The organism is Streptomyces sp. NPDC059456 (assembly GCF_042750055.1).
GTDB lineage: Bacteria > Actinomycetota > Actinomycetes > Streptomycetales > Streptomycetaceae > Streptomyces.
Genome location: NZ_JBHYVA010000001.1, coordinates 70501 through 80922, shown reverse-complemented (window position 1 = coordinate 80922; position 10422 = coordinate 70501). Strand labels below are relative to the sequence as shown.

General features: G+C 70.8%; 17 protein-coding genes. 12 read left to right on the top strand and 5 right to left on the bottom strand.

Annotated features, from left to right (window positions below; all coding sequences use genetic code 11):
* From ACFXA3_RS00600 to ACFXA3_RS00580, 5 genes are all read right to left on the bottom strand, one after another.
* The coding region (locus ACFXA3_RS00600) for an ABC transporter ATP-binding protein (protein ID WP_385179947.1) at positions 1-773 on the bottom strand (773 nt) is incomplete at its 3' end.
* Positions 770-3742, bottom strand: a complete 2973-nt coding sequence (locus ACFXA3_RS00595; RefSeq protein WP_385179944.1) for an ATP-binding cassette domain-containing protein — start codon at positions 3740-3742, stop codon at positions 770-772. The genes ACFXA3_RS00595 and ACFXA3_RS00600, both read right to left, overlap by 4 nt.
* A 10-nt stretch (positions 3743-3752) precedes the next feature.
* Entirely contained in the window at positions 3753-4007 is a 255-nt protein-coding gene (locus tag ACFXA3_RS00590) for a hypothetical protein (protein WP_385179942.1), read from the bottom strand.
* An 83-nt stretch (positions 4008-4090) separates the two neighbouring features.
* Positions 4091-5545: an integrase gene (locus tag ACFXA3_RS00585; protein ID WP_385179939.1), complete on the bottom strand. Its 1455-nt coding sequence runs from the start codon at positions 5543-5545 to the stop codon at positions 4091-4093.
* Positions 5546-5992: 447 nt separating this feature from the next.
* The gene (locus ACFXA3_RS00580) at positions 5993-6412 is read right to left on the bottom strand and encodes a hypothetical protein (protein WP_385179936.1); all 420 of its coding nucleotides are present in this window, start codon (positions 6410-6412) and stop codon (positions 5993-5995) included.
* Between the two features lie 176 nt (positions 6413-6588).
* Between ACFXA3_RS00580 and ACFXA3_RS00575 the strand changes: the two genes are divergently transcribed.
* The 12 genes from ACFXA3_RS00575 to ACFXA3_RS00520 all read left to right on the top strand — a co-directional run bounded on the left by ACFXA3_RS00575 (position 6589) and on the right by ACFXA3_RS00520 (position 10312).
* Entirely contained in the window at positions 6589-6819 is a 231-nt protein-coding gene (locus tag ACFXA3_RS00575) for a helix-turn-helix domain-containing protein (protein WP_385179932.1), read from the top strand.
* A gap of 14 nt (positions 6820-6833) precedes the next feature.
* The gene (locus ACFXA3_RS00570; protein WP_385179931.1) at positions 6834-7115 is read left to right on the top strand and encodes a hypothetical protein; all 282 of its coding nucleotides are present in this window, start codon (positions 6834-6836) and stop codon (positions 7113-7115) included.
* 14 nt (positions 7116-7129) lie between these two features.
* Entirely contained in the window at positions 7130-7744 is a 615-nt protein-coding gene (locus tag ACFXA3_RS00565) for an HNH endonuclease (RefSeq protein ID WP_385179928.1), read from the top strand.
* 98 nt (positions 7745-7842) lie between these two features.
* Positions 7843-8052, top strand: a complete 210-nt coding sequence (locus tag ACFXA3_RS00560; protein WP_385179925.1) for a hypothetical protein — start codon at positions 7843-7845, stop codon at positions 8050-8052.
* Positions 8049-8291: a hypothetical protein gene (locus tag ACFXA3_RS00555; protein WP_385179923.1), complete on the top strand. Its 243-nt coding sequence runs from the start codon at positions 8049-8051 to the stop codon at positions 8289-8291. The genes ACFXA3_RS00560 and ACFXA3_RS00555 overlap by 4 nt, the downstream gene beginning before the upstream one ends.
* A complete protein-coding gene (locus ACFXA3_RS00550) occupies positions 8288-8425 on the top strand; it encodes a hypothetical protein (protein ID WP_385179920.1) in 138 nt (45 codons plus the stop codon). The genes ACFXA3_RS00555 and ACFXA3_RS00550 overlap by 4 nt, the downstream gene beginning before the upstream one ends.
* On the top strand, positions 8418-8717 hold the full coding sequence (locus tag ACFXA3_RS00545) for a hypothetical protein (protein ID WP_385179917.1): 300 nt from the start codon (positions 8418-8420) through the stop codon (positions 8715-8717). The genes ACFXA3_RS00550 and ACFXA3_RS00545 overlap by 8 nt, the downstream gene beginning before the upstream one ends.
* Positions 8714-8899: a hypothetical protein gene (locus tag ACFXA3_RS00540; RefSeq protein WP_385179915.1), complete on the top strand. Its 186-nt coding sequence runs from the start codon at positions 8714-8716 to the stop codon at positions 8897-8899. The genes ACFXA3_RS00545 and ACFXA3_RS00540 overlap by 4 nt, the downstream gene beginning before the upstream one ends.
* Positions 8896-9093 (top strand): hypothetical protein, encoded by a 198-nt coding sequence (locus tag ACFXA3_RS00535; RefSeq protein ID WP_385179912.1) that lies wholly within the window; start codon positions 8896-8898, stop codon positions 9091-9093. The genes ACFXA3_RS00540 and ACFXA3_RS00535 overlap by 4 nt, the downstream gene beginning before the upstream one ends.
* A gap of 94 nt (positions 9094-9187) precedes the next feature.
* Positions 9188-9541, top strand: a complete 354-nt coding sequence (locus ACFXA3_RS00530; protein ID WP_385179909.1) for a hypothetical protein — start codon at positions 9188-9190, stop codon at positions 9539-9541.
* Entirely contained in the window at positions 9531-9893 is a 363-nt protein-coding gene (locus tag ACFXA3_RS00525) for a hypothetical protein (RefSeq protein ID WP_385179906.1), read from the top strand. The genes ACFXA3_RS00530 and ACFXA3_RS00525 overlap by 11 nt, the downstream gene beginning before the upstream one ends.
* Positions 9890-10312: a hypothetical protein gene (locus ACFXA3_RS00520; protein ID WP_385179903.1), complete on the top strand. Its 423-nt coding sequence runs from the start codon at positions 9890-9892 to the stop codon at positions 10310-10312. Before ACFXA3_RS00525 ends, ACFXA3_RS00520 begins: the two co-directional genes overlap by 4 nt.
* Positions 10313-10422: the final 110 nt, after the last annotated feature.

Sequence of the window (10422 nt, the reverse complement as noted above, 5' to 3'; positions counted from 1 at the left end):
CAGGACACACGCAGATAGGCCTGCCGGACCAGCGGATCGGCCCGGACCGCGGCGGGCGCCCCCTCGGCGAGGACGGCTCCGAGGTCGAGGACCACCACCCGCGTGCAGAGGTCCATCACGAAGGCCACGTCGTGCTCCACCAGCAGCACCGCGCACCCCTCCTCCCCGGCCAGCCGCCGCACAACCGCCGCGAGCTGCCCGCGTTCGGCGGCCGACAGGCCGGACGCCGGCTCGTCCAGGAGCAGCACGCGCGGCGGGTCGGCGACGGCCCGGGCCAGCTCGGCCATCCGGGCCCGGCCCACCGGCAGCCCGCCCGCGTACGAGGCCCCCAGCGCGCCGATCCCGCAGGAGTCGAGCACCCGCCCGGCTTGCTCGCGCCGCTCCCGCTCGAGGCGCCGCCTGGCCGGGAGCCCGGCCAGGTCGGCGGCGATTCCGCCCCCGCCGCCGCGCCACTCCTGTGCGACGAGCAGGTTGTCGGCCACGCTGAGCTGCCCGAACAGCTGCTGCCGCTGAAACGTCCGGCGCACCCCGTGCCGGGCCCGCCAGACCGGCGAGCGCCGGGTGACGTCCTCCCCGTCGAGCCGTACCCGGCCCCGGCCGGGCCGCAGGATCCCGGACAGCACGTCGAACAGCGTGCTCTTGCCGGCCCCGTTCGGCCCGATCAGCCCGCACACCTCCCCGGCGCGGACCCCGATGTCCACCCCGGTCAGCGCCCGCACCCCGCCGAACCGGACGCCGATCCCCGCGCCCTCCAGCACGTACGGCTGCGTCATGTGACCCTCCCCAGGTAGGCGGCGGTGAGCCGGTCGGCCTCCACCTCGGCGCGCGGACCGCACCACGAGACCCGCCCCCGCGAGAGGTACGCCACCGTGTCCGCGACCCCGAGGACGCCGGCGGCCTTCTCCTCCACCAGCAGCAGCGCGGCACCGGCGTCCCGGACCTCGGTGAGCAGCCCGTACACCTCCTCCACCACCCTCGGCGCCAGCCCGAGCGACGGCTCGTCGGCGATCAGCACCCCGGGCGGGCGCTGCAGCAGCGGGGCGAGGGCCAGCATCTGCTGCTCCCCGCCGGACAGTGCCCCGGCGGCCACCGTCCGCCGCTCGGCGAGGCGGGGGAAACGGTCGTAGACGGCGGTCCGCGCGTCCGTCTCCCGGAGGTACAGCGCGAGGTTCTCCTCGACGGTCAGCGCCGGGAAGACGCCCCGTCCCTCGGGGGCGAACAGCACCCCGCTCCGGGCCCGCCGCACCGCGCCGTCGCGCGTCGCCTCCCGGCCGCCGACGAGGACCGCCCCTGCGGTCGCGGTCAGCAGGCCGGCCGCGACCCGGCAGGCGGTGCTCTTCCCGGCCCCGTTCGGCCCGAGCACGACGAGGATCTCCCCCGTCCGGACGGTGAGGTCGACCCCGTGCAGGACGAGCCCGCCGTCGTACCCGGCGGTGACGCCCCGCAGCTCCAGGGCGGGCCCGGCGGGGTCGCCTCCCGGCCCGGGCACCGGCACCGGCGCCCCGCCCCTTCCCGCCCCCGCCGGATGCGCCGTTGCGTCCGGATGCCCTGCGGGGGCTTCGCTCCCCGCTCGCCGGGTCCGGGACGTCGGACGGGCGGATCCGGACCGGCCGGCGCCCGGGGCGCGGACCCGGGCGGAGCCCGGCACACGTCGCAGGGGCGGGGCGGCCGCAGGCCCTCCGGGACCCCGGCCCCGGCCAACGCCCGGTCCCCCGGGGGCGGCTCGGGTATCGGTGGCGACGGGGGCGCTCCCGGGAGCCGGAACGGCACCCGGCCCGGGTTCGGCCTCGGGTTCGGCCTCGGGTCCGGCCTCGGGTTCGGCCTCGGGTTCGGCCGCGGTCCGCCGCCTGGCGAGCCGTACCGGGACCGCGGCGCAGTACCCGTCCGGGTCGTTGGCCAAGGCCAGTCCCGCCAGTCCGAACAGGATCACCGGCAGGTACCCCGATGCCGTGACGAAATCGGCCAGCGCCCGCGGGGCCACCGCGTACACCACCCCGGCCACCACCGCGTACTGCGGCCGCCGCACCCCCGCGGCCACCACGACCGCCAGCCACACCAGGCCCGTCATCGCCGTGAAGTCCGTCGCCGTGATCCGGGTGTTGTACGAGGCGAGCAGTACGCCCCCGAACCCGGCCAGCCCCGCCGACAGCGTGAACAGCAGCAGCTTCGTGCGCAGTACGGACACCCCCGAGGCCATCGCGGCCGCCGGCGCCGACCGCACGGCCAGCATCGCCCGCCCCGACGGCGAGTTCCGCAGCGCGCTCAGCCCGGCCGCGCACACCGCGACGACCACCACCAGCGCCACCCCCAGCGCCCGGTCGTCGCCGAGGTCCACCGGTCCGAGCACGGGCCGCGGGAGCGGCCACCCCGAGTCCCCGTTGCGCAGCCACCGCAGCTGGAACAGCACCTGGTCCGCGAGGAACGCCAGGGCCAGCGTGGCGAGCGCGAGCGTCCGCCCGCCCAGCCGCAGTGCGGGCAGCGCGACCAGCGCCCCGAGCAGCGCCGCCGTGCAGGTGCCCACCGCCAGCGCGGCGGCGAACGGCCAGCCCCGGCTCATCAGCAGCCCCGCCACCAGCGCGGCCCCCGTCACGAACGTGCCCTGGGCCAGCGACACCATCGCGCCGAGACCGGTCACCACGGTGAAGGACATGAACACCAGGCCGAGGGCCAGCCCCTGTGCGAGCAGCCCGCTCCAGAACGGCGTGGTCACCGTGTAGAACGCCAGGCACAGCGCCCCGCCGAGCACCGCCCACACCCCCCACCGCCGCGCCCACGGGGCGCCGGCCAGGTGGTCCGCGGGCACCGGGTCCACGGCGGCGGTGCCGGCCGTCCGGGCCCGCCGGGTCAGCACCAGCAGCCCGCCGAACAGGATCAGGAACGGCACCGCGGTCCGGAACCCGGTGATCCCCTCGGCGAACGACGCGTACCCGGCGACCAGGTTCTGCAGCACCCCCAGCGCCAGCCCGCCCGCGAACGCGAGCGGCACGGACGCGAACCGCCCGAGCACCGCCGCCGTCGCGGAGACGAACAGGAACAGGGTGAAGTCGTGGGCCGACAGCCCCAGCAGCGGCGTCGCCAGCACGCCCGCCAGTCCCGCCAGCGCGGAGGAGATCGTCCAGGCCACCGACGACAGCCGGTCGGCGCTGATCCCGCGCAGCTCGGTCAGCGAGCGGTTGTCGACGGCCGCCCGCAGGTGCAGCCCCAGCCGTGTGTGCCGCATCAGCACCCACAGGGCCACCGCCGCCACCGCGGTCACCACCCAGGTGATCAGCTGGTCGGAGTCGACGCCGACGCCCTCGGCGAGCTGCCAGGACTTCGCCGGGCTCGGCCCCACCCCCGGCAGCCCGAACCGGTTCTCCGCGGGCTGCACGGGAGCTCCCGCGTCGGCCAGCAGTTCCACGGTCCAGAGCCCGGCTGCGGGCAGGGCCACCAGCAGCCCGATCGTGGCCACGATCTGCGCGGTCTCGCCGACCCGCGCGAGCCGCCGGAACATCAGCCGGTCCAGCCCCCAGCCGAGCCCGGGGGCCAGGACGCACACCACCAGCAGGGCGGCCGGCACCGCCGGCCAGCCCAGCCCGGAGTGCACCTCGTAGAAGGTCAGCGCGCACAGGTAGGCGGTGGCCCCGTGCGCGAAGTTGAACAGCCCGGACGCCGAGTACGAGAGCACCAGCCCGGTGGCGAGCAGTGCGTACAGGGCGCCGGAGACCAGACCGCTCAGGACGAAGACGAGCAGATCTCCCATGGGTCCGGGCCTACGTGAAGGGGATCGGCGGGCGGCAGGTGAACGGTACGGAGACCTCGTACGCCCCGTCCTTCAGCCGGACCAGTGCGCCGCAGCCGAAGCTGTCCTTCTGCCCCTTGGGCTCCGACCGGTCCCCGACCAGGGTGCCGGTGTCGGAGAAGCTCTGCGCGGCGTTCTGGAAGTGCGTGACGGTGAGGTCCCTGCCCGCCTTCTGCGCGATGGACACGAACAGGTCGGCCGACATGTACCCGGTGAGCATGTGCATGTCCGGGGATTGCTGTCCCAGAACTCTCTGACCAGCCGTCGATTACCTGGCTGACCCCCTGCTGGGAAACAACTGGGAAACCATCATGCCCCCTCCTTGCGGACGCGCGTCAAGATGCGGGCAACCGTGGCCGGCTTCACCTCAGGGCGGATGAGCTGCACGTGCGCCAGCACGTCGGAGTCCAGGCCATGTTCGGCCACCACGACCCGGATCAGGGAAGTGATGGACGGGCGCGCAAGGTACTCCGGCGCCGTCGCCTGGCCCGGCCGCCAGGCCGGTAGCTCCAGCCCATCCCAACGGGCTTGGAGCGTCTTCCGGATCCCTTGCTCCATCGGCGCGGTGACGCTGCTGTAGGTCGCCTCAACGCCCTGCATCTCATGCCCCATGCGCATTTCCACGGCATACCGGGAGTGCCCGTCTTCGTCGAGCCATGCCTTGTGGCCGTGCCGGATCAGGTACATGCGCTTCCCCGCGAAACCCGGAACGGGTTCGGTCTCCGCGCGCGGCTTCTTAGCCCATGGGCTGATGTTCTCAGGCGCTCCATCTGCAATGGGGCGCCAGTACTCCTGATCGAAGTTATTGCTGCCCAGGCAGCTGCCTTCGATCGAGGGGAAAACGTAATCGGAATCATGCGAGGCGAGCAGCAGATCGAGTGCCTCGGCCAGGAAGTCCGGGATGACCAGAGTCCGGTAGGAGTCGTATTTGGGAGGGAAGAAGCGGAGCTCGCCTTCCTCGTACTGCACTTGCCGCTGCACGCGGATCGCAGGCATCAGCTTCGGCCCCTGTCCGTACCGCAGGAGATCCTCCTCGCGCTCCTCGGCAGAGTCCTCGTCAGTGCGCGGATCGGCCTTGGGCCAGGCCGGATAGCAGTACTCGCGAGTCAGCCCGAACAGCTCGCCGGGCCGCATGCCGGTCATGGCCATCGTCCAGAAGAAGACATGCCCTGCGTCACCCCACCTTTGATGGGCATTGGATGCCAGGTGATGGACGGCGGGAACGGTCATGTCCTTCTTGCGCTCGCGCGGCTTCCTCTCGAACTTGCCGCGCCGTGGTTCCTTTTCGACGGGGGAGTCCTTGCGAAGGCCGGCCTTTACCGCATCGTTCATGATGAGACTGAAGATGCCCATGATCTGCCCGGCGTACTTCTTGCCGACTTTGCTGTAGACGTTCTTCTTGAACGTCCTCCCGTCGAGGATGGAAAGCTGACCGACCGTCTTGCCTTTGAAGTAGGGCTTGATGTGGACGTTGATGGCGGACCGATAGACCCGGATCGACAGATGCCGCAGATCCAGTGAGGCGAGCCAGGTGTCCGCCCAGTCGCCAACCAGCATCGAGCCGTCCCGATTGCTGACCTGGGTTCCTTGGCGGATGTCGTGGATCTGCTTCTGCCCGTGGGCGTAGGCCTCATCCTCGTCTGTGAAGCCGCCCTCGGACTCGAACCGCTTGCGGCCGTTGGCGTGATACTCGCCCGTCCACCACTTCACGCGGCACGTCCCGCCGCGCCACTCGACGTAGACGTCGTGGGCCCTTCTGGCCATGGTGAGTCCCCTCGATGTGCCAGCCGTCGCGGTGCCTGGCAGCCCCATGCTGCCGAGGCTCCACGACGTGCTCCATGCGTCAGGCCTGGGTGCCGAGCGGGCACCCGCGGCAGCTGTCGCAGTTACCGCCAAGCCGCTGAACCAGCTCCCGCATCACGGGCTGAGCCGCCGTGCGGGCCGCCTGATCCTGGCCTGGTACTACGCAGACGATCCCAGTGTCGGACCGGATGGCCTCGCCGCGAAACGATGGGCCGTAGTCGACTATGAGCGCGCCAGTGTGAAGCATGGCTCCCCCTAGTGGGACGGTGCGGGAGCCTCCGAGGACGTGATCTGACTCTGCCACGTGTGGTGGAAATGTGAACCACTTCAGCGGAAAGTGATCGATGTTTTTCTGCGTGTAGCCGTGACTCGAGGGATGGTTGTACGACCATCGACTGAGTTTAAAGATCAGATGAGGCCTGCAGCGCGCAAATCCCTCACGGCGCGTTCGCTCAGGGCGCGGATCTGCTCCGACGGCAGTCCGTCGGTCGTGGCGATGACCGCCAGCTGAATGACGTCACGCGCCTCGGCGTCGTGCATTTCGGGGGACAGCTCGGAAATGACGCTCCCACGTTCCGCCGTCGAGGGCTCTGCGGAGATGGGCTCTCCGCCCTCGAGGATGTGGAGGCAGCTGCCAGGTGCCCACTGAAGCAAGCCGTCGATCTTGACGTAGTTCGTTGCGCGGATCGCCTCCCCCTTCTCGACGCGCTGCCAGGTGCCCTTCGACGTGCCGCCAGCCTTGGCCGTGGCGTCGGTCAGGGCAAGGCCAAGTTCCCGCCGGCGCTTGCGTGCGGCGGCGGCCAGACGGTCAAGGTCACTGGGTGCCATGCCCCCATCTTGGCAGGACTCGCGGGGACCAGCCAGGACTGGCCCCCTTTTTGGCTACAAGTGAGCCCTACGTCACCCCAGGTCAGGGGCTTCTCTGGCCCAGATCTGGTTAACCGTGGTGAACAGTGGTGAACTCTGACTAGACAGCAATGGGCAACTGTGGGTAAGTTCAATGCATGCACCAAGCCCCAACCGCCTTCGAGGTGAAGGGGGCGGCGATATGCACCAAGCGCATGCAGAAAGGGATGTCCGTAGGGCAACTCGCTCGACTAGTCGGCTGCACTGCCAACTACCTGCGAAAGCTCGAACGAGGCACCAGACCCCGCATGGGCCCTGAGTTCTACGTCCGCCTCCGCACCGCGCTTGACGTAACCGATGCAGACCTCCTCAACCCAGCCGAGGAATGACCGAAAGGAAGCCGGTGACGACCACCAGGTCCCCCGACGCCATCAAGAACGCCAACACGCCGAAGAAGCCGGAAGACCCGGACGCGCTCGTCTTCGACCTGCGGGAGATGGCCTACCTGCTGAAGTGCAGCGTGATGACCGTCCGACGGCGCATCGCCGACGGCTACCCGCACACCCGGAAGGGGCCCCGCGCCCCGATCAAGGTGAACCGGGACGACCTGCCGTACTGGCTGGAAGCCGACCGAATCGGACCCCCGCTCAACCGAAGCAAGCGCCGCCCCCGCCGCGCCGCCTGACAGCTGGAGCGAACGTGAGTGACCGCATCCCCCGGATATCCCGCTCGGCCGTCTGGCGGGCCGGATTCATCGAGGCTCAAGGCTTCCGATGCCACTACTGCAACAGGCCTGGTGGCCCGACCGTCGGCCCGGATGTCCGGGCATGGCACGTGGACCACAAGGACCCTCTGGTAGCCGGCGGCGAAGACGTCGAGGAGAACCTGGCGCTTGCTTGCAAGCGCTGCAACGTCGCCAAGGGGACACAGCAGTACAAGCACTTCCGGGCTTACGCCAGTGTCGCTTTCTGGTGCAAGGCGCCCGAGCCGGCCGCTGAACGAGACCTTGAAGCTCTTCTCGACGCATGGGTCGGAAGCCCTCAGGGAGCCTGGTCCTTTCAGTACCCCGAGAGGGACGGCGACGACTATCTCGTCTGGTGCCGCCCTGACGGCGAGATCAGTAACACGGCCGACGAGATCGTGGGCAGCATCCCGCAGGGCCATGGCAGGCGCTCATCTGGCCTCTCCGCGGTGATGTTCCTGGTCCAGGCTCACCAGCTCGTGCCGAGCCTGATAGCCGAGATTCGGACCCTGCGGGCCGAACTCGCCGAGGCCCGCGGCGACTCGCAAGACGATTCATCCTCCGCCGCCTAGCTGCGGCATGCGGCCCCGACCGCCGGTCGCCACCAGCAGCCGAGGCCGACTCCCGATCCACCCCTCACCTGCACATCACTGCAAGGAGAAGAGGACCCGTGAACCACATCATGCCCGATCCGGTCGTGGACCTGATCGAGTCCCACTACCCGGATCGCATCCAGGCTGCGGCCACGCAGATGCGTAAGGCCCGCTGGATGTTCCTGCTCCCGGAGTCCGTCGAGGCCCGTGAGCGGTCGATCTCGACGATGCACGCCGCGGCGAAGGTCCTGGCGACGTACCCGCAGGCGACGGAGGTCGTCCGATGAGCGCCCCCGACCAGGCTCCCACTGCCCGCGACTGGCTCCTGAACTACGCAGGCGACAGCGACTGGCGTACCCAGGTCGACCGGGTGCTGGCCCAGTACCGCGCCGAGGTTCTGGCCGAGGCTGCCGCCCACCTCCGCCGGCAGGCTGACGAACTGTGGGCGCCGGGCCGTACCGCGCACACGGTGATGCACGCTGACGCTGACGAGGTCGAGCGCCTGTCCCTGGGCGGTGCCCGATGAACGCCCGCGACCTTGACCTGATCGCCGCTCTGGACGAGCACGCGCTGTGGATGATCCTCCACCACGACGAGTGCGAGAACGACGCCTGCACCGGCTGCATCGACAACCCCAAGGCCGGTGAGTCCCATGGCTGATCTCCTGCCCGCCGCTGTCCTCCCGATCGACACCGTCTCTCCGGCCCGCGTGGAGCTGGTCCCCACCGTCCCCCGGTACACGCCGTCGCCGGAGGAGCTGGCCCGTCAGGCGGCTGCGGCTGAGCATCTGGCTCAGATGGCCGCCAGCGCCGGCATGACGCCCGAGGAGTACGCCAAGTCTGGCGGCAAGGCGGACCGGCGGCACGACGTCCTCGACCTGGATGCCGACTCTTCCTGCCCGTTTGAGGGCGCCTGCCGTTACCCGTACCTGACCCTCGGAGGCCAGTCGTGAGCACCCCGACGGAGCCGCGCCCCACGGCCGACCTGGTCCAGGACGCCCTCGCTCGCGCCGACTTCGCTTTCCAGGAGCTGTTCGGCCCGCCGGCCTTGTGGTCGGAGGCGGTCTGGATGGAGTACCGGCGGGATCAGCACATCGCCCGACGGCGGGCCATGAACTGGGCGGAGGCGGCATGACGCGCATCGAGACGGTCACGTCGGTTCTGCTGTCCGACCCGCCGAAGGTTCTGGAAGCGCCGGCGCTGCTGCGGGGCCTGGCCCTGATCCCGAATCGCGTCCCGGCATGGATCACCGACGAGGCGGCACGCCAGTCGATCCTCGACGGCTTCCTCGACATCCCCGACGACCTGCTGCCGGAGGTGCCGCGATGACCCTCCGCCGCGCCCACGCCCTGAACGCCCTCGCGGGCCTCGTATCGCTCCTGCTCCTCGCCCTCGGGCGCCGACTTCAGACCGGAGGAACCCGATGACCGAGACAGAGACCGTCGACGTAGTACGTGACCTGCACGAGTTCGCGCTCCACGCCCACATCACGATCGGCATGCGGGTCGCGAAGGACACCACCCCGTCCGTGATGTGGGAGCGGGCTTCCGGCACCGTGTCGGCCTGGTACGTACACCGTCTCTTGCAGCGCCTCGCCGAGGTGGACCCGGCCGGGGTGAAGGGGTTCACCGAGCAGCTGGCGGAGGAGGGCGAGTGGCCGGAGATCACGGACCCGTTTGGCGTCGCGGAGGGCATGGGGTTCACCCCGCAGGCTTGGATCGACACCGAGTTCGCCCGGCAGGACGCTGCAAAGGCGGTGGCCTCCGATGGACGCTGACATCCGCCTCGCCGAACCGCCGCTCGCTCCGGGTGCCTGCTGCGACACCGCGCCGTGCACCTGCCAGCCGGTGCCGCAGGACCGCCTCGCCGAGATCCGGGCCCGCGCGCAGGCCGCCACCAAGGGGCCGTGGGAGGTCGAGGACGACCGGGAGTCACTGACGCGCTGGGTTGTCAGTGAGACCGGATTCCTCAGCGCGAACTTGGGATACGTCGGCAACGCCAACCAGGACGACGCCAAGTTCATCGCCGCCGCCCGCGACGACATCCCGTGGCTGCTGGCGGAGATCGACCGTCTCCGCAAGGAGAACGCCGACCTTGAGGTCGGGCTTGGCCTGAGCGAGACAGCATGAGCCTCGCCGACATAGTCCGCCCTCATGGCCGTCACCGCGGTGCCACGATCCGCGAGCTCCACAACCGGATCGAGGCTCTGCAGACGTCCCGGCGGGTCCTCAAATCCAACATGGCCGCCCTGGCTGCCGAGAACAGCCTGTTGCAGCGGCAGCTCGACACCGCGGGGATCGAGCTCTCGGGGGCACGGCTGGACCTGGAGACGGCCGAGCGGGAAGGCATCCGGCTGCAGGCTGCGCTGGACAACGCCACCCGCCTCAGCGTTCGCGCCTCCTGGGCCCGGGACATCGATCCGGGCGACGAGCCGACCCACCCGATCGACGTCCGCGAAATCCGGGCCCGCTACGGGGCCGCCAGCACCAACCCGGCCGAGTACGCGCCGCTGCGGCTGTCCGCCGCCGCTGAGGCCGGCCTCCTCTAGACCGGTGCGGCCGCCCGGCGGGGAGCCACGCGGTCGCGGCGGGCCCCCCCCACACCCACAGGGCCCCCCCCCCCCGGCGCCGGGGGCGGGGGGGGAACCCCGTCACCTGA

Excerpts from the sequence above, each read along its gene's own strand:
- ACFXA3_RS00595 (WP_385179944.1), bottom strand. The coding sequence starts at position 3,742 with ATGGGAGATCTGCTCGTCTTCGTCCTGAGCGGTCTGGTCTCCGGCGCC.
- ACFXA3_RS00590 (WP_385179942.1), bottom strand. The coding sequence starts at position 4,007 with ATGCACATGCTCACCGGGTACATGTCGGCCGACCTGTTCGTGTCCATC.
- ACFXA3_RS00585 (WP_385179939.1), bottom strand. The coding sequence starts at position 5,545 with ATGGCCAGAAGGGCCCACGACGTCTACGTCGAGTGGCGCGGCGGGACG.
- ACFXA3_RS00580 (WP_385179936.1), bottom strand. The coding sequence starts at position 6,412 with ATGGCACCCAGTGACCTTGACCGTCTGGCCGCCGCCGCACGCAAGCGC.
- ACFXA3_RS00575 (WP_385179932.1), top strand. The coding sequence starts at position 6,589 with ATGCACCAAGCCCCAACCGCCTTCGAGGTGAAGGGGGCGGCGATATGC.
- ACFXA3_RS00555 (WP_385179923.1), top strand. The coding sequence starts at position 8,049 with ATGAGCGCCCCCGACCAGGCTCCCACTGCCCGCGACTGGCTCCTGAAC.
- ACFXA3_RS00550 (WP_385179920.1), top strand. The coding sequence starts at position 8,288 with ATGAACGCCCGCGACCTTGACCTGATCGCCGCTCTGGACGAGCACGCG.
- ACFXA3_RS00545 (WP_385179917.1), top strand. The coding sequence starts at position 8,418 with ATGGCTGATCTCCTGCCCGCCGCTGTCCTCCCGATCGACACCGTCTCT.
- ACFXA3_RS00535 (WP_385179912.1), top strand. The coding sequence starts at position 8,896 with ATGACGCGCATCGAGACGGTCACGTCGGTTCTGCTGTCCGACCCGCCG.
- ACFXA3_RS00530 (WP_385179909.1), top strand. The coding sequence starts at position 9,188 with ATGACCGAGACAGAGACCGTCGACGTAGTACGTGACCTGCACGAGTTC.
- ACFXA3_RS00525 (WP_385179906.1), top strand. The coding sequence starts at position 9,531 with ATGGACGCTGACATCCGCCTCGCCGAACCGCCGCTCGCTCCGGGTGCC.
- ACFXA3_RS00520 (WP_385179903.1), top strand. The coding sequence starts at position 9,890 with ATGAGCCTCGCCGACATAGTCCGCCCTCATGGCCGTCACCGCGGTGCC.